General features: G+C 59.0%; 17 protein-coding genes and 1 pseudogene. 10 read left to right on the top strand and 8 right to left on the bottom strand.

Annotated elements, in window-relative coordinates:
• Positions 1-22 precede the first annotated feature (22 nt).
• From clpX to L9059_RS20900, 5 genes are all read left to right on the top strand, one after another.
• Complete coding sequence (gene clpX / locus L9059_RS20920) at positions 23-1,306, top strand: ATP-dependent Clp protease ATP-binding subunit ClpX (protein WP_007946893.1); 1,284 nt, start codon at positions 23-25, stop codon at positions 1,304-1,306.
• A gap of 161 nt (positions 1,307-1,467) precedes the next feature.
• Positions 1,468-3,864: an endopeptidase La gene (gene lon, locus L9059_RS20915; RefSeq protein ID WP_247292820.1), complete on the top strand. Its 2,397-nt coding sequence runs from the start codon at positions 1,468-1,470 to the stop codon at positions 3,862-3,864.
• 149 nt (positions 3,865-4,013) lie between these two features.
• A complete protein-coding gene (locus L9059_RS20910) occupies positions 4,014-4,286 on the top strand; it encodes an HU family DNA-binding protein (protein WP_002552737.1) in 273 nt (90 codons plus the stop codon).
• A 234-nt stretch (positions 4,287-4,520) separates the two neighbouring features.
• Positions 4,521-6,392 (top strand): SurA N-terminal domain-containing protein, encoded by a 1,872-nt coding sequence (locus tag L9059_RS20905; protein WP_247292819.1) that lies wholly within the window; start codon positions 4,521-4,523, stop codon positions 6,390-6,392.
• 244 nt (positions 6,393-6,636) lie between these two features.
• The gene (locus tag L9059_RS20900; protein WP_247292818.1) at positions 6,637-7,497 is read left to right on the top strand and encodes a DUF2242 domain-containing protein; all 861 of its coding nucleotides are present in this window, start codon (positions 6,637-6,639) and stop codon (positions 7,495-7,497) included.
• A 303-nt stretch (positions 7,498-7,800) separates the two neighbouring features.
• Here L9059_RS20900 and L9059_RS20895 read toward each other — a convergent pair whose 3' ends face one another.
• Both L9059_RS20895 and L9059_RS20890 read right to left on the bottom strand, forming a co-directional pair.
• A complete protein-coding gene (locus L9059_RS20895; protein WP_247292817.1) occupies positions 7,801-8,841 on the bottom strand; it encodes an AraC family transcriptional regulator in 1,041 nt (346 codons plus the stop codon).
• Positions 8,842-8,844: 3 nt separating this feature from the next.
• Positions 8,845-9,975: a carbon-nitrogen hydrolase family protein gene (locus L9059_RS20890; RefSeq protein WP_247292816.1), complete on the bottom strand. Its 1,131-nt coding sequence runs from the start codon at positions 9,973-9,975 to the stop codon at positions 8,845-8,847.
• A gap of 209 nt (positions 9,976-10,184) precedes the next feature.
• Here L9059_RS20890 and L9059_RS20885 point away from each other — a divergent pair, with 209 nt between their 5' ends.
• The gene (locus tag L9059_RS20885) at positions 10,185-12,224 is read left to right on the top strand and encodes an NADPH-dependent 2,4-dienoyl-CoA reductase (protein WP_247292815.1); all 2,040 of its coding nucleotides are present in this window, start codon (positions 10,185-10,187) and stop codon (positions 12,222-12,224) included.
• A gap of 86 nt (positions 12,225-12,310) precedes the next feature.
• Positions 12,311-13,234, top strand: coding sequence for a 1-aminocyclopropane-1-carboxylate deaminase/D-cysteine desulfhydrase (locus tag L9059_RS20880; RefSeq protein WP_247292814.1), 924 nt, complete (start codon positions 12,311-12,313; stop codon positions 13,232-13,234).
• A gap of 34 nt (positions 13,235-13,268) precedes the next feature.
• Here the strand turns inward: L9059_RS20880 and L9059_RS20875 are convergent, their stop codons facing one another.
• The 3 genes from L9059_RS20875 to L9059_RS20865 form a co-directional block, all read right to left on the bottom strand.
• The gene (locus L9059_RS20875; RefSeq protein ID WP_247292813.1) at positions 13,269-13,817 is read right to left on the bottom strand and encodes a cytochrome b; all 549 of its coding nucleotides are present in this window, start codon (positions 13,815-13,817) and stop codon (positions 13,269-13,271) included.
• Positions 13,818-14,003: 186 nt separating this feature from the next.
• Complete coding sequence (gene phnX, locus L9059_RS20870) at positions 14,004-14,831, bottom strand: phosphonoacetaldehyde hydrolase (RefSeq protein WP_247292812.1); 828 nt, start codon at positions 14,829-14,831, stop codon at positions 14,004-14,006.
• 127 nt (positions 14,832-14,958) lie between these two features.
• A complete protein-coding gene (locus tag L9059_RS20865; RefSeq protein WP_247292811.1) occupies positions 14,959-16,068 on the bottom strand; it encodes a 2-aminoethylphosphonate--pyruvate transaminase in 1,110 nt (369 codons plus the stop codon).
• 109 nt (positions 16,069-16,177) lie between these two features.
• On the opposite strand from L9059_RS20865, the gene L9059_RS20860 reads away from it, so the two are divergent.
• Positions 16,178-17,038: a LysR substrate-binding domain-containing protein gene (locus L9059_RS20860; RefSeq protein WP_247292810.1), complete on the top strand. Its 861-nt coding sequence runs from the start codon at positions 16,178-16,180 to the stop codon at positions 17,036-17,038.
• Positions 17,039-17,064: 26 nt separating this feature from the next.
• Positions 17,065-17,217: pseudogene (locus L9059_RS20855) on the top strand (FAD-dependent oxidoreductase); the annotation flags it as partial.
• A 3-nt stretch (positions 17,218-17,220) separates the two neighbouring features.
• Here L9059_RS20855 and L9059_RS20850 read toward each other — a convergent pair.
• Entirely contained in the window at positions 17,221-18,594 is a 1,374-nt protein-coding gene (locus tag L9059_RS20850) for a type VI secretion system Vgr family protein (protein ID WP_428480288.1), read from the bottom strand.
• Positions 18,595-18,825: 231 nt separating this feature from the next.
• On the opposite strand from L9059_RS20850, the gene L9059_RS20845 reads away from it, so the two are divergent.
• The gene (locus tag L9059_RS20845) at positions 18,826-19,533 is read left to right on the top strand and encodes a YebC/PmpR family DNA-binding transcriptional regulator (protein ID WP_247292808.1); all 708 of its coding nucleotides are present in this window, start codon (positions 18,826-18,828) and stop codon (positions 19,531-19,533) included.
• Positions 19,534-19,726: 193 nt separating this feature from the next.
• Here the strand turns inward: L9059_RS20845 and L9059_RS20840 are convergent, their stop codons facing one another.
• Together L9059_RS20840 and zapE are read right to left on the bottom strand one after the other, a co-directional pair.
• A complete protein-coding gene (locus L9059_RS20840) occupies positions 19,727-21,040 on the bottom strand; it encodes a leucine-rich repeat-containing protein kinase family protein (protein WP_247292807.1) in 1,314 nt (437 codons plus the stop codon).
• A 58-nt stretch (positions 21,041-21,098) separates the two neighbouring features.
• Positions 21,099-22,211 (bottom strand): cell division protein ZapE, encoded by a 1,113-nt coding sequence (gene zapE, locus L9059_RS20835; protein ID WP_247292806.1) that lies wholly within the window; start codon positions 22,209-22,211, stop codon positions 21,099-21,101.
• Between the last annotated feature and the right edge of the window lie 9 nt (positions 22,212-22,220).

Below are 22,220 nucleotides of genomic sequence, written 5' to 3'. Positions count from 1 at the left end.
CTATCGGATTTGGATCGATCGAATGACTGACACCCGCAACGGCGAGGACAACGGCAAACTGCTTTATTGCTCCTTCTGTGGCAAAAGCCAGCATGAAGTGCGCAAATTGATTGCCGGTCCCTCGGTCTTTATTTGCGACGAGTGCGTCGACCTGTGCAACGACATCATCCGTGAGGAGGTGCAGGAAGCCCAGGCCGAAAGCAGCGCGCATAAATTGCCATCGCCTAAAGAAATCAGCGGCATCCTTGACCAGTATGTGATTGGTCAAGAGCGTGCGAAGAAGGTTCTGGCCGTAGCGGTGTACAACCACTACAAGCGTCTGAACCAACGCGACAAAAAGAATGACGACGTCGAACTCGGCAAGAGCAACATCTTGCTGATCGGCCCGACAGGCTCGGGTAAGACCTTGCTTGCCGAAACACTTGCCCGCTTGCTGAACGTTCCGTTCACCATCGCCGACGCCACCACCCTCACCGAGGCGGGTTACGTAGGTGAAGATGTCGAGAACATCATTCAGAAGTTGTTGCAGAAGTGCGATTACGACGTGGAAAAGGCCCAGATGGGCATTGTCTACATCGATGAGATCGACAAGATCTCGCGCAAGTCCGACAACCCGTCGATCACTCGGGACGTTTCCGGTGAAGGCGTGCAGCAGGCTTTACTCAAGTTGATCGAAGGCACGGTCGCTTCCGTTCCACCGCAAGGTGGTCGCAAGCATCCGCAGCAGGAATTCCTTCAGGTTGATACCCGGAACATCCTGTTCATCTGTGGTGGTGCGTTTTCCGGTCTGGAGAAAGTCATCCAGAACCGTTCCACCAAGGGTGGTATCGGTTTTAACGCCGAAGTGCGCAGCAAGGAAGAAGGCAAGAAAGTCGGAGAGTCCCTGCGTGAAGTCGAGCCTGACGATTTGGTCAAGTTCGGCCTGATCCCGGAATTTGTCGGCCGTCTGCCGGTACTTGCTACGCTGGACGAGCTTGATGAGGCTGCGCTGATGCAGATTCTCACCGAGCCGAAAAATGCTCTGACCAAACAGTATGCCAAGCTGTTCGAGATGGAAGGTGTTGACCTGGAATTCCGGGCTGACGCACTGAAATCGGTAGCCAAACGTGCCCTGGAACGCAAGACCGGTGCCCGTGGACTGCGCTCGATTCTCGAAGGCGTACTGCTCGACACCATGTATGAAATCCCCTCGCAGTCCGAGGTGAGCAAGGTGGTGATCGACGAAAGCGTGATAGAAGGCAAGTCCAAGCCACTGTATATCTACGAAAACAGTGAGCCGGCTGCCAAGGCCGCGCCAGACGCTTAAGCGTCAGGCAGCTGGAATAAAGAAGGGGCCTTCGGGCCCCTTTGCTTTTTGCAGGTTTTAACACAGTCTTTGCGCTTGTTTTTTTTCAAGGCAGCCCCCATCTTGGTTTCAAGCTTACTTCCATCTGTTTACGGCCTTATGGCCGCCGTAGAGGCGAAATCATGAAGACAACCATCGAATTGCCTCTCTTGCCATTGCGTGATGTTGTGGTTTATCCGCACATGGTTATCCCGCTGTTCGTGGGGCGCGAGAAATCCATCGAAGCCCTCGAGGCCGCGATGACGGGCGACAAGCAGATCCTTCTGCTGGCCCAGAGAAACCCTGCAGACGACGATCCCGGTGAAGATGCCCTCTATCGCGTAGGTACCATTGCGACTGTCCTGCAGCTGCTCAAGCTGCCTGATGGCACGGTCAAGGTTCTGGTCGAGGGTGAGCAGCGCGGCGCCGTCGAGCGCTTCAGTGAAGTGGACGGCCATTGCCGTGCAGAAGTCTCCCTGATAGAAGAAGTCGACGCCCCGGAGCGCGAGTCGGAAGTCTTCGTTCGCAGCCTGCTGGCCCAGTTCGAACAATATGTGCAGTTGGGCAAGAAGGTCCCGGCTGAAGTCCTGTCGTCGCTCAACAGCATCGACGAGCCGGGTCGCCTGGTCGACACCATGGCCGCGCACATGGCTCTGAAGATCGAGCAGAAGCAGGAAATTCTTGAAATCATCGATCTGTCGGCCCGGGTCGAGCACGTCTTGGCGTTGCTGGATGCCGAGATCGATCTGCTGCAGGTCGAGAAACGCATTCGCGGTCGCGTTAAGAAACAAATGGAGCGCAGCCAGCGCGAGTACTACCTGAATGAGCAAATGAAGGCCATTCAGAAGGAGCTCGGTGACAGCGATGAAGGCCACAACGAAATCGAAGAGCTGAAAAAGCGCATCGATGCCGCCGGTTTGCCAAAGGATGCCCTGGCCAAAGCCCAGGGCGAATTGAATAAGCTCAAGCAGATGTCGCCGATGTCGGCGGAAGCGACCGTGGTGCGTTCTTACATTGACTGGCTGGTGCAGGTGCCGTGGAAGGCCCAGAGCAAGGTTCGCCTGGATCTCGCGCGCGCCGAAGACATTCTCGACGCCGACCACTACGGTCTGGAAGAAGTTAAAGAGCGGATCCTCGAATACCTCGCCGTGCAAAAACGCGTGAAAAAGATTCGCGGTCCGGTGTTGTGCCTGGTCGGCCCTCCAGGTGTGGGTAAAACTTCCCTGGCGGAGTCCATTGCCCACGCGACCAATCGTAAATTCGTGCGCATGGCCCTCGGTGGCGTGCGTGATGAAGCTGAAATTCGTGGTCATCGCCGTACTTACATCGGTTCGATGCCAGGAAGATTGATTCAAAAGATGACGAAAGTAGGCGTGCGTAACCCGCTGTTCCTGCTCGATGAAATCGACAAAATGGGCAGCGACATGCGTGGTGATCCGGCATCGGCGTTGCTGGAAGTGCTCGACCCCGAGCAGAATCACAACTTTAACGATCACTATCTGGAAGTCGACTACGACTTGTCCGATGTGATGTTCCTGTGCACCTCCAACTCCATGAATATCCCGCCGGCGCTGCTCGACCGGATGGAAGTGATTCGTCTGCCGGGCTACACCGAAGACGAGAAGATCAACATCGCCGTCAAGTACCTCTCGCCCAAGCAGATCACTGCCAACGGCTTGAAGAAAGGCGAACTGGAATTCGACGCCGAAGCGATCCGCGACATCATCCGCTACTACACCCGCGAAGCCGGTGTGCGGGGGCTGGAGCGCCAGATTGCCAAAGTGTGCCGCAAGGCGGTCAAAGAGCACGCTCTGGAAAAACGCTTCTCGGTGAAGGTCACTGCCGACATGCTGGAACATTTCCTGGGCGTACGGAAATTCCGCTACGGCCTGGCCGAATCCCAGGATCAGATCGGTCAGGTGACCGGGCTGGCGTGGACCCAGGTAGGCGGTGAACTGCTGACCATCGAAGCCGCAGTCGTTCCAGGCAAGGGCCAGTTGATCAAGACCGGTTCCCTGGGTGACGTAATGGTCGAGTCGATCACCGCTGCATTGACGGTTGTGCGCAGTCGGGCGAAGAGCCTGGGGATTCCCTTGGACTTCCACGAGAAACGCGACACGCATATCCACATGCCAGAAGGGGCGACCCCGAAGGACGGCCCTAGCGCCGGTGTAGGTATGTGCACGGCACTGGTGTCGGCCCTCACCGGGATCCCAGTGCGCGCGGACGTTGCCATGACCGGGGAAATCACCCTGCGTGGCCAGGTGCTGGCCATTGGCGGTTTGAAGGAAAAACTGCTCGCGGCACACCGTGGTGGAATCAAGACGGTGATCATTCCTGAAGAGAACGTACGTGATCTCAAGGAAATTCCGGACAATATTAAGGCTGATCTGCAGATCAAACCGGTTAAATGGATTGACGAGGTCCTGCAAATTGCGCTGCAATACGCGCCGGAGCCCTTGCCAGATGTGGCTCCGGAGATTGTCGCGAAGGACGAAAAGCGCGAGTCCGATTCCAAGGAAAGAATTAGTACACATTAATACGCATTTGCCTGGGGGGCTTCCTTGACAGCTTTTTAGAGCCCTTGTTATAAAGCGGCTCTTATAGTGTCTGTAGGCCATTCAGCACTCGTTTTTGCTTTCACCAAAAAACTTAGAATCATACTCAAATAGATATAAGGGGACTTAGAGTGAACAAGTCGGAACTGATTGATGCTATCGCTGCATCCGCTGATATCCCGAAAGCTGCTGCTGGCCGTGCGCTGGACGCTGTAATCGAATCCGTTACTGGCGCTCTCAAGGCTGGCGACTCTGTTGTTCTGGTTGGCTTCGGTACGTTTTCCGTGACTGATCGCCCAGCTCGCATTGGTCGTAACCCACAGACCGGTAAGACGCTGGAAATCGCAGCCGCCAAGAAACCAGGTTTCAAAGCCGGTAAAGCACTGAAAGAAGCTGTCAACTAAGTTCGATTCAGGTTTTTGCCTATCCGGGTCGGGGTCATGCCTGACCTGGCAGCGGAGCGGTAGTCCAGTCGGCGAGTCGCCGGTCCGAGACGCCGAGGGTCGCACGTTCGATCCCCTCGGTCCGCTCCGCCAGTTACGAGAAGGCGCATCCTCGGATGCGCCTTTCTTCTATCCGGATTCTACCCACGCTCCACGGTTGCCTAATTTTGAAGTTCAACCGTTTCTGGGGGACGCATGCTGCAGAATATCAGGGACAATTCACAAGGCTGGATTGCCAAAACCATTATCGGGATCATCGTTGTACTGATGGCTTTCACCGGTGTCGAAGCCATATTCCAGGCTACGAGTAATAGCCAGGACGCGGCCAAGGTCAACGGTGAAGAGATCAGTCAGAGCGAGCTAAGCCAGGCGGTTGATATGCAACGCCGCCAGCTGATGCAACAGCTGGGCAAGGATTTCGATGCCTCGCTGCTCGACGAGAAAATGCTGCGCGAATCGGCCCTCAAGGGCCTGATCGACCGTAAACTGTTGCTGCAAGGTGCACAGGACTCGAAGTTCGCATTTTCTGAGGCCGCGCTGGATCAAGTGATCCTGCAGACCCCTGAATTCCAGGTGGACGGCAAGTTCAGCGCCGAGCGTTTTGATCAGGTGATCCGTCAATTGGGTTACAGCCGGATGCAATTCCGTCAGATGCTGAGTCAGGAAATGTTGATCGGCCAACTGCGCGCAGGCCTCGCGGGCAGCGGTTTTGTCACCGATGCCCAGGTGCTTTCGTTTGCTCGTCTGGAAAAACAGACCCGCGATTTCGCGACCTTGAATGTCAAGGCCGATCCGGCGGCTGTGAAGCTGACTGACGATGAGGTCAAGGCTTACTACGACGAACACGCCAAGGAATTCATGACGCCGGACGAGGTGATCATCGATTACGTCGAAATGAAGAAGTCCTCCTTCTTCGATCAGGTTAGCGTCAAGGACGAAGACCTGCAGGCGGCTTATCAGAAAGAGATCGCGAACCTGTCCGAGCAACGTCGGGCTGCGCATATCCTGATCGAAGTGAATGACAAGGTCACCGAGGCGCAAGCCAAGGCGAAGATCGAAGAGATTCAGGCTCGCCTGGCCAAAGGCGAGAAGTTCGAGGCACTGGCCAAGGAGGTTTCCCAGGATCCAGGTTCGGCCAACAACGGCGGTGACCTCGGTTATGCAGGGCAGGGTGTTTATGATCCGGCCTTCGAAACTGCGTTGTACGCGCTGGCCAAGGATCAGGTTTCGGCACCAGTTCGCACCGATTACGGTTTCCACCTGATCAAGCTGTTGGGCGTGGAAGCACCTGAAGTGCCGACGTTTGCCCGTCTGAAGGACAAGCTGACCCGCGAACTGAAAACCCAGCAGGTAGAGCGGCGTTTCGTCGAAGCTACCAAGCAGCTCGAAGATTCGGCGTTCGAAGCCTCCGACCTGGCCCAGCCGGCACAGGACCTTAAGCTGACCGTGCATACCTCCAAGCCGTTTGGTCGTGAGGGTGGCGAAGGTGTTGCGGCCAATCGTGCCGTGGTCACTGCAGCGTTCAGCCCAGAAGTACTGAGTGAAGGTGCCAACAGCACCGCCATCGAACTGGATCCTGAAACCGTTATCGTGCTGCGGGCCAAGGAGCACCTGAAGCCTGCACAACTGCCGCTGGAAAGCGTCAATGCCAGCATTCGTTCGCAGTTGGCCAAGGAGCACGCCAGTGCTGCTGCCAAGACCAAGGCCGACGAGCTGATCGCCAGCCTGCGCGAGGGTAAAGCGCCAGCGGACAAGGCCATTGACGGTGAAGGTTGGGTAGTCATCGAAGCCGCCACTCGCGGTCAGGAAGGGGTTGACCCGACTGTCCTGCAAGCGTTGTTCCGCATGCCGAAGCCGGCTGCCAAGGATCAATCGACCTATAGCAGCGTGACCTTGGCTGATGGCAGCCTGGTGATCGTGCGACTGAACGGCGTCAATGAAGGCGCTGCACCGACCGACGAAGAGAAGGCTCAATACCGTCGCTTCCTCGCCTCGCGCATTGGCCAGCAGGATTTTGCGGCATACCGCAAACAGTTGGAGAGCGCTGCAGACATCAAGCGTTTCTGATGCCTGAGCAAGCCTCACGTTAGACAAAAACCCCAGCCATTCGGTTGGGGTTTTTTATGCTCGCGTAGCAGCTATGGCGGCGCAAAATTGACCATTGCTATCGACGGCAAGCGGACTCCCACAGGGAATGCTTGCCTGAAATGATGGTCAACTAAGCTGCAATTGTTACAAGACGCAATCGATGCGACGCTAAGCATCGTTCTGTTGCACAATACGCCCCGAACTGTTTTCTTCAGGATGTTCAATGTTTAGATCATTTCCCATGCGTGTTGTCGGGCTGGCGTTGGTGCTGGGCGCTGCTGCTGGCTGTTCGTCGAAGAAGGCCGCCATCTACGAGCATGAGAACTTCGATGACTCCGGTACGTTTTCACGCAATTACCCGGTGACGGACGCACAAACCTGCGAAGCCGCCCGTCGGGCTCTGCTGAGCCAAGGCTATATCATCACCAGCAGCGATCCAAAGTTGGTGAGTGGTCACAAGAGTTTTCAACAGACCGGCGAAACCCATATGGAGATCAGCTTCAGTGTGGTGTGTGCCGATGACGGTAGCGAAGGGCACCACGCGACCGTGTTCGCCAACGCCCTGCAGGACCGCTATGCATTGAAGAAAACCAACAATTCCGCCAGCCTGGGTGTCGGCGTGTTGGGCTCGGTGTCGATGCCCATCGGTTCGTCCGATGATTCGATGGTCAAGGTGGCCAGCGAAACGGTGTCGTCTGCGAAGTTCTACGAACGCTTTTTTGCCTTGGTCGAACTGTTCCTGCCGCCGGAGGCAAAAAAAGCTGCACACATTCCGCAAAAACCAAAAACAGATCTGGGCATGCCTGAAACCAATGCCGCACCGGCTGCGTTGGCACCTCCTTCAACACCAGCACCGGCTGCCGAGCCGTCGCCCGCAGCACCGGTAGCGGAACCTGCTCCAGCCGTGGTCGAAACGGCACCAACTGCCTCCGAGCCTATTGCTCCACCGGCTGAAGATGCACCGATCACGCCAGTCGAAGTCAGCGAGCCTGCGCCGTCTACTGAAGCGATCACGCCGCCACCTGAATCGAGCCTGCCGCCTCCCAGCGAGCCGATCCCGGCCATGCCTGCTTCGGGCCAGTAACATTTGGTTGAATTGATCCACGTCACCCCGGCCGTAGTTCTACGGCCTGTCTCGAAACAAACCTGCGATAAATCACCAGGTGCCTGCTACGTTTTATTGAGTAGCGGCCGAGCGGCGTGCCTGCGTCATTTTTCTTTCATGCGGGCACTTTATGCTCAAGGCGCTGGTCATTTAATCAGGCAATGTTTTTAACGAGCAGTGAGGGATGTAACAATGGACGAATATCAAGAAGAACTGCTCGAGTATCAGGCATTTGAACTCGATCCGCTGGAGCCTGCAGAAGATGCTACTGAGCTCTAGGTCTCAGGCGGATTGGCGATGGCTTCGACGAAATTCTCCGGGGGTCTGGGCGCTCCAGCGCTTGAACGCCCGTTGAAAGGCTTCGGCTGAAGCAAAGCCCAGCAAATAGGCTATCTCTCCGAATGCCAGTTCGGTGTCACGAATGTAGGTCATGGCCAAGTCGCGACGGGTGTCGTTGAGTATTGCGCGAAATTGCGTGCCTTCCTCGGCAAGCTTGCGCCGCAAGGTCCAGGTGGGCAGCTTCAGGCGTGCGGCCACTTCCTCCAGGTCGGGTTCCCGGCCACCATTCAATAACGGCCCCAGCAGCTGAGTGATGCGTTCGCGCAGGCTGCGAGTGCGGGTCAATTGTTCCAATTCCCGTTCACACAGCTGCAGCAGGTGGCGCCAGGTGCTGGGGCAGTGCTCCGCATTGCGTTGACCGAGGCTGGCGAGGCTCAAGCGCAGCTGGTTTTGCTCGCTGCCAAACTGAATCGGGCAATCACCCAGGCCTTCGTAAGCTTGGGCGTAGTCTGGAGTCTGGAACTCGACTTCGATGCGTTCGGCACGCAACGGGGCAGGGCACAGACTAGAAAGTTGGTGCAACCATCCAGAGATGATCGAATCCACCACGAAGCGGTTGTAGCTGTTGTAGGGGCTAATGGAATAGAAGCGCAACCAGGCTCCTTGGGCGTCTTCGTGAAAGCTCGATTGGCCACGGTAATTGGACCCGTACAGGGCTTCAAAGCGAATCAGGCAGCGGGCCCCTTCGCGCACTGTCGGGGCCTGGGAGGCGGTGATACCCGCCAAGCCGGCCTGACTCAATCGACTCAGCTGGCCCATGCGCAGGCCCAAGGCGGGATCGCCAGTCAGTTGAATGGCGCTGTGGCCCAGGCGCATGTAGCGCGGGATCGATAACCGGGCACCGGCTTCGCTCAAGCGTGCGGCGTCCAGCCCGTATTGTTCGAGCAAAGGCTGCGGGTCCAGGTCGTGGCTGCGCACCGCATCGGCCAGGCTATGGACGAAGCCCACCGACAAGTCTCCAAGACGCATTGGCAGCGGTTTCATGCCTTACAGCCAGAGGTTCAGAAGGCGTGCGCCGCGGGCGTCGCCGTCGGCGAGATGCTGCCCGTTGCTGCTGAGAAAGCTGTGGCCGGCGCTGCCCTTGTCCCAGAACTGGCCGCGCAGGAACACGCTCATGCCGCCGATGGCCTGGCTGCTAGGTGGTTGCGCAGTCAGAGTCAGGCGTTGCCAGGCCTGGCCTTCACTGAGCTCACCGGCCTTGAGGCTGACCGAACTCGGAGTGGCCAGGCCTTTGAAGCCGCGCCATGGTTTATCCCATGCCCCGCGGCCGGTGATATAAGCCGGTACTGCAACCAGTTGCGCACCCTGTTCGTTGAGTTTGCGGTAGTTGTCCGGATACCAGCTGTCGCTGCCGATCAATACGCCGAGGCGTCCGGCCGGTGTCTCGACGACATTCATCGCGTGCTCGCCATTGGCAGCGATCACATCAGTTTGATCGAACACGGGATGGATCTGCCGTTGTGGCTGGCCAATCGGCAAACCGTCGTGACCAAACACCACGCTGCTATTGAACAGCGCCCCACGGCCGATTTTCAGCCTGCCGTCGATGACGCTCGGTTCAGGTAGCACGATGGAGCCTGCGACCAGGGTCACGTTGAATTCTTTCGCCAGGCCACCGAACAGCGCCTGGTAGTCCTTGGCCATGCCCTTGGCCTTCATGCGCAAATAGGCGTCGTCCAGGCGGTTGTCACCTTTGGCGCTGACCCATGCCTTGGCGAACTTCAAGGGGTTGCTCGCAGCCAGCCAGTTCATGGCTTCCTTCAGAGTGGTAGCCTGGTACAACTCGTCCTTTTCACCGCTCACCATCAGCCAGGTGCCGACATGTTCCGGCAGCACGACGATGGTCTTGTCGTTGAGCAGGCCCTGTTCCTGAGCCTTCTGCAGATAAGCCGCCAGTTTGCGATGCAGGCGCGCCGGGCTTTGATAGTCAGTGGGGAACAGCTCGGGCTGGATACCTAGCAGGTTGCCATGGTTGCCCGGGGTACCTTGGTCGACGGCAAGATCGATACGTAGGTCGGAGAGATAATGTCCCACCGGACGGTCGGCGGCCCACATTGCGTAGGTCGTCAGGGCGGCGATAATTGCCATGGATAAAGTCAGGTACAGAAGTTTGCGCATGGGGAAACAGTCAACGGCCGTGTGCAGGGTTCGAGACTAGGGTAGGGCCCACGCTGGCGATTGCCAAGGGGCGCTGCGCATTTGGATCAATAAGTTGTCAGTTTCGGTCATTGAGCGATGGCTGCGCGACTCTTAGTCTGTCCAACATGAATGACGGGGGCCGCAGAGCTCCTGCACTTTTTCCGTGATCGTTCGATGTGGAGTTACCAATGACCGCCGCCCATTACCCGCACCTGCTGGCCCCGCTGGACCTGGGTTTTACCACGCTGCGCAACCGTACCCTGATGGGGTCGATGCACACCGGTCTTGAAGAGAAGCCGGGTGGGTTCGAACGCATGGCGGCGTACTTTGCCGAACGCGCCCTTGGCGGGGTCGGCCTGATGGTCACCGGCGGCATTGGCCCAAACGACGAGGGCGGGGTGTATTCCGGTGCAGCCAAGCTCACCACCGAGGAAGAAGCGCTCAAACACCTGATCGTCACCCGCGCCGTGCACGAGGCGGGCGGCAAGATCTGCATGCAGATCCTGCACGCCGGCCGTTATGCCTACAGCCCGAAACAGGTCGCACCGAGTGCGATCCAGGCACCGATCAATCCGTTCAAGCCTAAAGAGCTGGACGAGGAAGGCATCGAGAAACAGATCAGTGATTTCGTCACCTGCTCGACCCTGGCACAGAAAGCCGAGTACGACGGCGTGGAGATCATGGGGTCCGAAGGCTACTTCATTAACCAGTTCCTCGTGGCTCACACCAACCACCGCACCGACCGCTGGGGTGGCAGCTACGAAAATCGCATGCGCCTGCCGGTGGAAATCGTCCGTCGAGTGCGCGAAGCGGTAGGCCCGAACTTCATCATCATCTTCCGCCTGTCGATGCTCGACCTGGTGGAAGGCGGCAGTTCCTGGGAAGAAATCGTTACCCTGGCCAAGGCCATCGAACAGGCCGGGGCGACCATCATCAACACCGGTATCGGCTGGCACGAAGCGCGGATCCCGACTATCGCCACCAAGGTGCCGCGCGCCGCGTTCAGCAAAGTCACGGCCAAGCTGCGAGGTTCGGTGAGCATTCCCCTGATCACCACCAACCGCATCAACACGCCGGAAGTCGCCGAGCAGATTCTCGCCGAAGGCGATGCCGATATGGTGTCGATGGCGCGTCCATTCCTCGCCGACGCTGACTTCGTCAACAAGGCCGCCGCTGGCCGCGCCGACGAAATCAACACCTGCATCGGCTGTAACCAGGCGTGCCTGGACCACACCTTCGGCGGCAAATTGACCAGCTGCCTGGTGAACCCGCGGGCCTGCCATGAAACCGAGCTCAACTACCTGCCGGTGCAGCAGATCAAAAAAATTGCTGTCGTGGGTGCCGGTCCTGCCGGTTTGTCGGCGGCCACGGTGGCCGCAGAGCGCGGCCACCAGGTGACGCTGTTCGATTCGGCCAGCGAGATCGGTGGGCAGTTCAATATCGCCAAGCGCGTGCCGGGCAAGGAAGAGTTCTCTGAAACCCTGCGCTATTTCGCTCGCAAACTGCAGACCACCCACGTTGAGCTGTGCCTGAACACCCGTGTCGATGTCGCGCAACTGGTGGACGGTGGTTTCGACGAGATCATCCTCGCCACCGGTATTGCGCCGAGAACTCCGGCGATTGCGGGCGTCGAAAATGCCAAGGTGTTGAGTTACCTGGACGTTATCCTCGAGCGCAAACCGGTGGGTAAGCGCGTGGCGGTGATCGGTGCGGGCGGCATCGGTTTCGACGTCTCGGAGTTCCTGGTGCACCAGGGCGTGTCGACCAGCCTGGATCGGGCAGCGTTCTGGAAAGAGTGGGGCATCGATACGGATCTGCAGGCGCGTGGCGGCGTAGCGGGTATCAAGGCTGAGCCACATGCCCCTGCCCGTGAAGTGTTTCTGCTGCAGCGAAAGAAATCCAAGGTCGGCGACGGCTTGGGCAAGACCACCGGCTGGATTCACCGCACGGGTTTGAAAAACAAACGGGTACAGATGCTCAACAGCGTCGAGTACCTGAAAATCGACGACCAGGGTTTGCATATCCGCATTGGCGAAACCGGCGAGCCCCAGGTGCTGGCGGTGGACAATATCGTGATCTGCGCCGGGCAGGATCCATTGCGTGAGTTACAAGATGGCCTGGTCGCGGCGGGACAGAGCGTGCACCTGATCGGCGGTGCGGATGTGGCGGCAGAGCTGGATGCTAAACGCGCAATTAACCAGGGTTCGCGGCTGGCTGCGCAGTTGTAACGCCCCACTCCCTAACAGTGGTGAGCAAACACCTTCGCCACAACTGGGCTGCTAATATGCCGGCTTGTTACCTAGAGTCGGCATCAATGCTTCTCCACTCCTGCGACTGGCTCCCTCAAGCCCCCCTCGAACGCCTTCAGCTTGATTGGCTATCGCAATCCAGCATCGAAGTCGCGATCCTGCGCCTCGACCAGATCGACCCGCTGATCAGCGGCAACAAATGGTTCAAGCTCATCGAGCACCTGAAGGTCGCAGACTTCGCCGGTGCCAAAGGCATCATCAGCCTTGGCGGCGCCTACTCCAATCATCTCCACGCATTAGCGGCGGCGGGCAAGCGTTTCGGGTTCGCCACCGTGGGTCTGTTGCGCGGTCATCCGCAGGACACTCCGACCGTGCAAGACTTGCAGGCTTTTGGCATGCAATTGCATTGGCTGGGTTATGGCGGCTATCGCGCCCGGCATGACGCGGGTTTCTGGGACCCCTGGCACGGCCTGTATCCTGGCTTGCAGGCGGTGCCGGAAGGGGGGGGCGGTTTGCTCGGGGCCAAAGGTTGCATGCAACTCAAGTCGATGGTCGCGCAGCGGTTGAACAGCCTGGGTTGGAGCGATTACGACGGTTGGTGGCTGGCCTGTGGAACCGGTACTACCCTGGCCGGCCTGGTGCTTGCTGAGGCGGGAGTGCATCCGGTGCACGGCGCGCTGACGGTGCCGGGCGGTCATGGCGTGGCACAGCAGGTTGAATCAATCGTGCGGCAGGCCGGCTCGCCCCTGAGCGCATATGAATTGCTCGACGCCAGTCGCGGCGGATTCGCCAAGGTCGATCCACAGTTGCTTGGTTTTATCGAAAAGACCGAGCAGGCCAGCGGTATTCCACTGGAACCGCTCTATACAGGCAAAGCACTGTTTGCGCTAAAACAGTACATCGAAGCTGGCAGACTCAAAAAAGGAGCACGCCTGATCTTCATCCACACTGGCGGCCTGCAAGGCCGGCGAGGATTCCAGCCCCAATAACAGCCCTGTAACAGCGGCGAAGTCCGCGCTCGCCTTACCCCCGCTTGGGCATCATCCGCAACAAGGTGTTATCACGCACTACATAATGGTGATAAAGCCCCGCCAGGGCATGCAGCCCGATCAGCCAGTAGCCGATCGTGCCACCCAGCTCGTGCCAGCCCTCGATCTGTTTGGCCAGCGCTTTGTCTTCCGCGATCAGCAACGGCAGGTCGTAGCCGTAGAACATCACCTGGTGTCCCTTGGCACTGGTCACCAGCCACCCCAGCAATGGCATGGCAATCATGAACAGGTAAAGCGCCCAGTGCATGGACTTGGCAAGTACATTCTGCCAGCGCGGTGATGCCGGGAATATCTTGGGGGCGGGGCCGACACTGCGCGCGAGAAGTCGAAGCCATACCAGGACAAAGACCGTCAGGCCGAGCATGAAATGCGACTCGGTGATCAGCGTCCGCCCGCCACTGCCCTTGGGGAATGCTCCGCGAAACTCGATACAGGCATACACCAGCGCCAGCAGGACCAGCATCAACCAGTGCAGAGAGATGGATACGGTGCTGTAACGTGATTCAGAACTCTTCCAGGGCATACGGGTATTCCTCACGGGCGGTTTGCAGGTTCACCGCTCTTTTTGACGGTGTGTGTTAACTGTAAGCCCGTTTTGCCTCGTACGCCTCTCGCGATCAGTCTTTCAATGTCCTGGGTCAACCTTCAGTCCAAAAAAAGGCGCCAGGACTGGTTAGGGCTGGCGCCTTGTGGGATCAAGGCAGCGTGATCAGCTCGCCTGCGGCGTCTCGCCGTTGGCCAGGCGTTTGTTGATGTCGGCGATGACTTCGGGCAGGTCCGAAATGGTGTCGATCATGTAGTGCGGGCGCGAGCCTTCGAACATGGCGTGGATGCGCTGGCGCTCGCTATCCAGCTTGTCGCTGCCAAGGGCGCGATAGCTCTCGTAGTCCAGGCCCAGTGCGTTGCCCGAACAAATCAAAGCGACCGTCCACATGCCCGCGCGACGTCCTTCGAGAATGCCCGGTACGGTGTCGTCGATTTTCACGCAAGCGGCGACATCGTCGATACCCAGGGCTATCACGTTGGCCAGCGCCTGGGCCGGCCATGGGCGGCCGTTCGGGACTTCATCGGTGGCAACCACGTGGTCGGCGACGTATCCGTTGGTGGCCGCCAGCTCGACAACTTTGTCCATGACCTGCTTCGGATAACCGGAGCAGGAACCGATCTTGATGCCTTGTTGGCGCAGGTTGGCGATGGTGTCCAGTGCGCCCGGGATCAGCGCCGAATGCTCAGCGATTTTCTCGATCTGCAATGGCATGAAACGTTTGTAGATGGCGGTGACGTCATCGTCGGTGGGCGTGCGTCCAAACACGGCGCGATAACGCTCGGCGACTGGCGGCTGATCGCACAGGGTGCGGATGTGATCCCATTTTCCCATGCCCATCGGCCCGCGAGCTTCTTCAATGGACACCTGGACGTCGAACTCGGCGAAAGCTTCGACAAAAATCTGGGTCGGTGCGAAAGAGCCGAAGTCGACGACAGTACCGGCCCAGTCGAGGATGGCGGCCTGGAGTTTGGTTGGGTTGTTGTAGTTCATGGTGACGAATTCCTGTGTGAGCACAATGTTCAGGTGATTGGCTTTATGTAGGAGTGAGCCTGCCCGCGATAGCGGTCTTTCATTCAACGGTGTGCTGACTGATCGGGCGTCATCGCGAACAGGGGGACTAGATTTCGAGCACTTCCATCTCCCGCAGCACTTCAGCCACCGCCGCCACAGCCGCTTGCATCTCGGCCTGGTTGACGTGGCCGATGCAGCCGACGCGGAAGGTTTCGACCTGGGTCAGTTTGCCGGGGTAGAGGATGAAACCCTTGGCCTTGACCCGTTCGTAGAACTCCTTGAACTGGTAACGCGGGTCCTTGGGCGCATGGAAGGTGACGATAATGGGCGCCTGGATCGCCGCGGGCAGGAAGCTGCGCACGCCCAGTTTGGCCATGTCTTCGAGCAACACCTGGCAGTTGTTGGCGTAGCGCTGATGCCGGGCTGGCAAGCCGCCTTCTTCGTTGTATTGCAGCAGCGCTTCATGCAGCGCCGCGACCACGTGGGTTGGCGGGGTGAAGCGCCACTGGCCGGTCTTGGTCATGTAGGCGTGCTGGTCGAACAGGTCCATGGCCAGGGAGTGGGAGTTGCCGGCGGCATTGGCCAGGGCTTCCTTGCGGGCGAAGACAAAACCCATACCCGGTACGCCTTCGAGGCATTTGCCCGAGGCGGCGATCAGCGCATCGAACGGCACCTGCTGTGCGTCGATCGGCAAGGCTGCGAAGGAGCTCATGGCGTCGATGATCAGGCGTTTGTCCTGTTGCGCGATGACCTGGGCGATTTCCGGCAGCGGGTTGAGGATGCCGGTGCTGGTCTCACAGTGGATCAACGCGACGTGGGTAATGCTGGCGTCCGCCCGCAACAGGCGGTCGACGTCGGCCGCCGTGGTGGGCTCGTCTTCGGCGGTCTCGAATGTGCTGAAGGAGCGGCCGAGAACTTCGCAGATTTTCGCCAGGCGTTTGCCATAGGCGCCGTTGATCAGCACCAACACCTTACCGTCACGGGGCACCAGGGTACCGATGGCTGCTTCGACCGCAAAGGTGCCACTGCCTTGCAGTGGCACGCAGTGGTGGCTGCTGCCGCCGTTGATGATCGCCAGCAACTGCTCGCACAGGCTGGCGGTAAGTTGGTTGAAGCGGTCATCCCATGAACCCCAGTCGGCCATCATCGCCTGACGGGTGCGCGCCGAGGTGGTCAACGGGCCGGGTGTAAGCAGGATGGGTTCGGCGGTACTCATTCTCGTGTCCTCGCAATCGATGGGATGAATCTACGGGACTTAAATTGCAATTTGCTGTGCTATCAATCAAATTGTTTATTGTTATGCCAGTCATCAGTGAGAGTTATTAATGAACCTGTTCCAGCTCCGGGCCTTCGATGCTGTAGCGCGCGAAGGCAGCTTCACCCGGGCAGCCGCGCGGCTGTTCATCAGCCAGCCAGCAGTCACGGGGCACATCAAGGCCCTGGAGGAGCATTACCAGATCACCTTGTTGCGCCGTACGGCCCGACGGGTAGAACTGACCGAGGAGGGCACCAAATTGGCGGCCATTACCCGGGCAATGTTTGGCCTGGCGGAGGAGGCGCAAGTGATGCTGGAGGCGAACCGGCAGTTGCTTACCGGGCGCCTGGAGGTGGCGGCGGACGGGCCGCACATGGTCATGCCGATGCTTGCCAGTTTGCGCGCGCGTTACCCTGGGATAACGGTGAACCTGCGGCTGGGTAATGCCCAGGAGACCCTGGCTGCGTTATTGTCCGAGCATGCAGACGTGGCGGTACTCACTGAAGTCGAACCACGCAAGGGCCTGCATTTGCAGGCGTTGAGCGAGTCACGGATCTGCGCGTTGGTGCCGGAAAATCATCCTTGGGCGAAACGTTTGAAGGTATCGCTCAAGGAACTGGACCAGGTGATCATGGTGTTGCGTGAGCCGGGTTCGATCACCCGTCGCACGTTTGATGACGCCTGTATTCAGGCCAATGTCAGCCCTCGGGTATTGCTGGAGCTGGACAGCCGCGAGGCCGTGACCGAAGCCGTGGCGGCCGATTTGGGGGTTGGCGTGGTGTCGTCGGTAGAAGTCAGTCATGACCCGCGTGTGGCTGCGGTACCGATCATGGGCGAGGGGTTGGTGAATCGGCACATGATGGGGTGCATGGAGCGGCGGCGGGGTTTGCGCTTGATCCAGGCGTTCTTTGGGTTGGCTCCGGACAAATAGACCCCGGCGCGGCCATCGCGGGCAAGCCGCCGCAGCCGATTCGTTAACTCGACTTGCTGATGGTCCGCAACGCCATCCGGCGCAAGGAGCGGGCCGAAGATCACGGGCATCGGCCTCGGCATCTGGACGTGCGCCTGGCAAAGTTTGCCGCGGCGGTGGGCAAGGCGGACAAGTGGTAAAACTCAGCGCTCCACCAACCAATCGAGCAACAGGCCGGTATTCGTGCCCGGGCTCGAGGGGAGCAGCTGAACCGCAGGGGCGCAGAACACCGGACGCTCAGGATTGCCATCGAGAAAGCTGATGAGCACCTCACTGCCCGCTGCCGGCAGGGTCCCGGGGTCGATGCATCGGCCCGGCACCGCGTAGGCGATCGGCACGGGAGCGGCGCAAGACTCATCAGGATCTGAGTGGGCACTCGGCCACAACCAGACCAGCATCCGCCCTCGATCATCCAAGGTGGCCGGTTGTCCGGGCTGACCAACGACTCGTGCTGGCTGATACCCCGCAATAATCGGCCTTGGCTGGAGCAGTGGGGCTCTGAACACCGTCGACCAGGGGATCGCGGTGAACTCATTGCAGTACTCTGAAACGCCGCTGTCTTGGGCGAGAATCGAAGCCTGGCACCCTCGATGGCGCAGGCCGGTCAGCAGCCATTGATCGTTGAAGTCCGGTACGGGGTGTTCTGAGACTTGGACAACTCGCGCACTGCACAAAGCGCTATGGTTGCTCTGGCCGTGGATCTGCCGGGAGGTGCAACGCAGGCGTTCCAGTTGTCGCAGGCTGCGTTGTGCTTCATGGGCCTTGGTTGGCGTCGCGGTTGTACTGGAAAATACCAGGTTGGCTGCGTTGTCGGCACGGGTTGCGGTGCTCCTGTCCCGTGCGCCGGGACGAACCAGCGAAGGCCGGGAGTGGTGGCGCTGATACAGCTGGCTGAGCTTGGGTAGCTCACTGGGGTCGTCCACATCTGGCCGGAACGCCATCATTACCGGCTCCTGGGGCAGGCTCAAGAGGTCGTCGGCCAACACCAGGACATGCTCCTTTCGACTGTGTTCGAAATGAAAATGGATGCCTTCGTCTTCACATAGTCGTTGGAACAGCTCCAGGTCAGTTTCCTCGTACTGGATGCAAAAGGGCCGGGAAGGGTACTGGCCCATCAGTTCAAGGCGATAGCTGCTGTCGGGTAGCTCATGGTTCTTGAGTAATTGCAGCAAGATGTCCGGCACGCTCAGGTGATGAAAGACCCGGCGGTTGCTGCACCTCTGCAGCGATTGCAGCAGCGGCACCACGGTCACTGTGTAACCGACCCGGTGCGGGCCAAGATATTCGGCTGTGGCGCACTGGATCACCCCATGAATGCCGTTGCCATTGCCCAGTTCGAAGAAGACCTCCTGGTGCAGCAACAAGCCGAGGTTGACGGCAGGTGCCGGGGCGATGACTTCAATCTCGAATCGATAGGGTTGGTTCAATACTTCTTGGCCACTGAACTGCAACACCTGCAGTTGCAGGTCACCCTTGAGGAGGGTGAGGTTGAACGGGCTTTCCTTGTCGTCGTGCATCGGGCGCGCTTCTGCTGGCAGGTAGGGGACGCAGAGGGTACGAAACCACATCAGTTTAGGAACACCGCATATGTATTATCAGAATCGGCCTACAACCATTGGTGAAGATGCCTATGCATCATGGCGATCAAACCGGTGGAATTTTTGGTCGATTGCCGACTTTAGGCCGTATAAACTTGCGCAAAGCGTCGGCCAATAGATGTTTCGGCGCCACAGACAAGAGAGTGAGTAATGGGCGCACAGTGGAAGGTTAAACACAAAGAAGCGGCATCCAATGCCAAGGGCAAGATCTTCGGCAAACTGGTGAAGGAAATCACCATTGCCGCGCGCAATGGTGCCGATGTCTCGACCAACGCGCATTTGCGCCTGGTGGTGGAGCAGGCGAAGAAGGCGTCCATGCCTCGCGAAACCCTGGAACGTGCGATCAAGAAAGGTTCGGGCCAGCTCGGCGAAACCGTGCAGTACCATCGTGTGACGTACGAAGGCTTTGCCCCGCATCAGGTGCCGCTGATCGTTGAGTGCGTGACCGATAACATCAACCGCACCGTTGCCGAGATTCGCGTTGCGTTTCGCAAGGGCCAGTTGGGCGCTTCGGGTTCGGTGTCCTGGGACTTCAACCATGTCGGCATGATTGAGGCATCCCCGGACAGCCCGGGCGCCGATCCGGAAATGGCCGCAATCGAAGCGGGTGCGCAGGATTTCGAGCCAGGCGAAGAAGAGGGCACGACCCTGTTCCTGACCGAGCCTGCGGACCTTGATGCGGTCCAGAAAGCCTTGCCTGAGCAGGGTTTTACGGTGTTGTCGGCGAAGCTGGGCTACCAGCCGAAGAACCCGGTGAGCGGTTTGAGCGATGAACAGATGGCCGAAGTCGAAGCCTTCCTCGAAGGCCTGGATAACCATGATGATGTGCAGGACATGTTTGTCGGGTTGGCGGGTTAATCGGTTTCTTCAGTAGTACCGCTCTCGCGAGCAGGCTCGCTCCCACGCAGCTCTCGTGTTGTACACATGCAAGTGATCAACACGCGCACCAGTGGGGGCGGGCTTGCTCGCGAAGGCTGAGTAAAATCCACCAAAAAGGATCGTCTGGCACGGCCCCTCCGCGAGCAAGTCCCTCCCACAGCTTCTCTACCGGTCACAGATCCTGCAGTTCCTGCATAACCTCGCCGAACCCCGGCCGCTCCATCACCTGGGGCTGACAGCAACGCTGTTGCAATTCTTCCAGTCGCCCACGGCGCTCCTCGGTCAATCCCGAGTCGATCCGCTCCAGCAACTCCCCCAGCAATACCCCGAATGCCCGCACTTCAAGTCGCTGCAAGGCACGGCTTTCGACGCTGTCTGACTTCGCGTGGAAAGACGCTGCGCCAAAGTCACCCAGCAGGCAGTCACCCTGATCGTTATAGAGAATATTGTGGCCGTAGAGGTCTCCGTGGGTAATACCCTGGCGGTGCAAATGTTTGGCCACCGAGGCGATAGCGCCAGCGATGCGCAAGGCCACGCCAGCGCTGAAGCGGGTGTCATGGGCGTAGACGTCGCGACTGCAGGAAACAAGACTCGGCAGTCCGGCCAGGTTGCGGAAGTTCGGCTCGACCAGCGCCATCACCAGTCCGGCTTGCCCCTGTGGATGGTCGACGATTCGTCCCTCTACCTGGATGAGATTGGGGTGCAGGCCTGCGGTGATGCACGCGTTCATTTCGTGCAAAGGCGAACCGTCGCTGGTCATTTCGCCTTTGTAGAGTTTGACCGCGACTGGCTGGTCCACTGAGCCTGGGCGGGCCCAGGTTGCTCGGTGGATCACCCCGGAAGCGCCTTCGCCCAGTGGCTGCTCGAGACACAATGCCTTCCAGGGGATGACGGTAGTCGATTCAAGCAGCGCAGAGTCGGCTTCGGTTTCCAGCGGGTTACCGGCGTAAGCCAGCCATGTCAGGCTTGGCAGGGTGAGCAACCATTCGGGGAGCTCGGTCAGCTGGTTGGCGGCGACCCGGATTAGTTCAAGTCGATGGCAGTGCTGCAGGCTGTCAGGCAAGTGCCGCAACTGATTTCCAGCGAGCATAAGTTTTTGCAGGTGCGGGCGCTGGCCCAGTTCCTTGGGCAGTTCGCGAATGCAGTTGTCAGTCAGGATCAGCCAGCGTAGCAATGGCGGGAGTGCGGTGCCCGGTACTTGCGCTATGCGGTTGGCCTTGAAGCCGACCATCGTCAGTGAGCTGCACTGGCCAAGGCATGCGGGCAGCTCGGTGAACAGGTTGTCCGAGCAGAACAACACCCGCAGCCGGGTCAGTCGATACATATCGTGCGGCAGTTGGCTGAGCGTGTTGCCGCTGAGGTTGAGGACTTCGAGGGAGTCCGCCAGGTCGAAAATTTCCGCTGGGAATTCGGTCAGGCCGCAGGCCAGGTCAAGGCGGGTGCTGCCCGCCAGTAGGCCGGCGCGTAGTTTGGCAAGGGTGTCCATGAAAGGATTCGCTATTGATCTGGAGATGGGCGCGGACATGATACCGGGATAAACCTTTCTACCGGGAATCGCCCAACTGCCCCAACCGACTGCGGGTTCGCGCCAGGTCGATGGCATCACCGCCCAGGCTCTGCCCCAATGAATGCTGGCCGACCAAGGTCAGGTGTTTGTCCTGATCGTAAAGCACGTCCACCAGATTGATGAACCGTTGCTGCGCCGCGATGGAAGTGTCGGCGAGTAGGGGCAGATCGACGATAATCCAGTGGTCGAATTGTCGGCACAGTTCCAGGTAGTCCATGACCGCCGTGGGATGCTCACACAGGTCGGCGAAGGTGAATCCGATAGTGCACCGATCGCGGTATCTGGCCTGCAGTTGCCGGGTGCCGACGGGCAGTAGCAGGGGCGACGCATCCGTCTCGGGGAAGTTCATCGTCCGTCGCAGCGCCAGTGAGTCCGGCCAGAGGTAACGTCCTTGGGTGAAAACTTGCTGAGCGTGGGGCCGCGCCTGGCTGCGGTAGTCGTGGGGGCCGCCGACTTCCATGACTTGCATTTTCGAGTTGATCAGGTCGATGACTGGTTTGAACCGTGCGTGGTACAGCGGGTTCGGTAGCAAGCCCTCCGGTGGATAGTTGGAGGTAACCAGCAGCAAGATGCCCCGGCGAAACAGAGCCTGGAACAAGCGGGTAATCAGCATCGCGTCGCCGATATCGTGGACGTGAAACTCGTCGAAACACAACACCCGACAATCGAGCAACATATGGTCGAGGCTGACCGCCATGGCATCGGGCTGCTCGCGATGAGTGAACATCGCCTGATGCAACCGGGCAAAGAATTCATGAAAGTGCAGTCGCTGTTTTTCGGAAACAGGGATGGCCTGGAAAAAACCGTCGAGCAACCAGCTCTTGCCGCGACCCACGGCGCCATACAGGTAAAGCCCGGGAAGCTTCTGCTGGGCTGAACCCGGCAGCAGGGGAGCGTACTGCGCCATACAATCGATCACGCGCTGCTGACTGTGGCTGAGGGTATAACCTTGGGCATGCGCCTTGTGGAGAAAGTAGTCGTGAATCACCCTCGCACTGGTGGCCGGGGTTAGCGATGCCTTCGCGAACAGACGGCGCACTGCCGGCCAACGTGGTGTGAGTCGCGAACGCTTGGGTGGTCGTACGGCCACTGGAATGTC

Origin of the sequence: Pseudomonas violetae (assembly GCF_023072615.1) — a bacterium.
In the GTDB taxonomy this organism is placed as follows: Bacteria; Pseudomonadota; Gammaproteobacteria; order Pseudomonadales; family Pseudomonadaceae; genus Aquipseudomonas; species Aquipseudomonas violetae.
The sequence above is the reverse complement of the archived record's forward strand: the minus strand, read 5'-3'. Positions and strand labels throughout refer to the sequence as shown.

Coding starts and splice junctions, on each gene's coding strand:
- clpX (WP_007946893.1), top strand. CDS start 23: ATGACTGACACCCGCAACGGCGAGGACAACGGCAAACTGCTTTATTGC.
- lon (WP_247292820.1), top strand. CDS start 1,468: ATGAAGACAACCATCGAATTGCCTCTCTTGCCATTGCGTGATGTTGTG.
- L9059_RS20905 (WP_247292819.1), top strand. CDS start 4,521: ATGCTGCAGAATATCAGGGACAATTCACAAGGCTGGATTGCCAAAACC.
- L9059_RS20900 (WP_247292818.1), top strand. CDS start 6,637: ATGTTTAGATCATTTCCCATGCGTGTTGTCGGGCTGGCGTTGGTGCTG.
- L9059_RS20895 (WP_247292817.1), bottom strand. CDS start 8,841: ATGAAACCGCTGCCAATGCGTCTTGGAGACTTGTCGGTGGGCTTCGTC.
- L9059_RS20890 (WP_247292816.1), bottom strand. CDS start 9,975: ATGCGCAAACTTCTGTACCTGACTTTATCCATGGCAATTATCGCCGCC.
- L9059_RS20885 (WP_247292815.1), top strand. CDS start 10,185: ATGACCGCCGCCCATTACCCGCACCTGCTGGCCCCGCTGGACCTGGGT.
- L9059_RS20880 (WP_247292814.1), top strand. CDS start 12,311: ATGCTTCTCCACTCCTGCGACTGGCTCCCTCAAGCCCCCCTCGAACGC.
- L9059_RS20875 (WP_247292813.1), bottom strand. CDS start 13,817: ATGCCCTGGAAGAGTTCTGAATCACGTTACAGCACCGTATCCATCTCT.
- phnX (WP_247292812.1), bottom strand. CDS start 14,831: ATGAACTACAACAACCCAACCAAACTCCAGGCCGCCATCCTCGACTGG.
- L9059_RS20865 (WP_247292811.1), bottom strand. CDS start 16,068: ATGAGTACCGCCGAACCCATCCTGCTTACACCCGGCCCGTTGACCACC.
- L9059_RS20860 (WP_247292810.1), top strand. CDS start 16,178: ATGAACCTGTTCCAGCTCCGGGCCTTCGATGCTGTAGCGCGCGAAGGC.
- L9059_RS20850 (WP_428480288.1), bottom strand. CDS start 18,594: ATGCACGACGACAAGGAAAGCCCGTTCAACCTCACCCTCCTCAAGGGT.
- L9059_RS20845 (WP_247292808.1), top strand. CDS start 18,826: ATGGGCGCACAGTGGAAGGTTAAACACAAAGAAGCGGCATCCAATGCC.
- L9059_RS20840 (WP_247292807.1), bottom strand. CDS start 21,040: ATGGACACCCTTGCCAAACTACGCGCCGGCCTACTGGCGGGCAGCACC.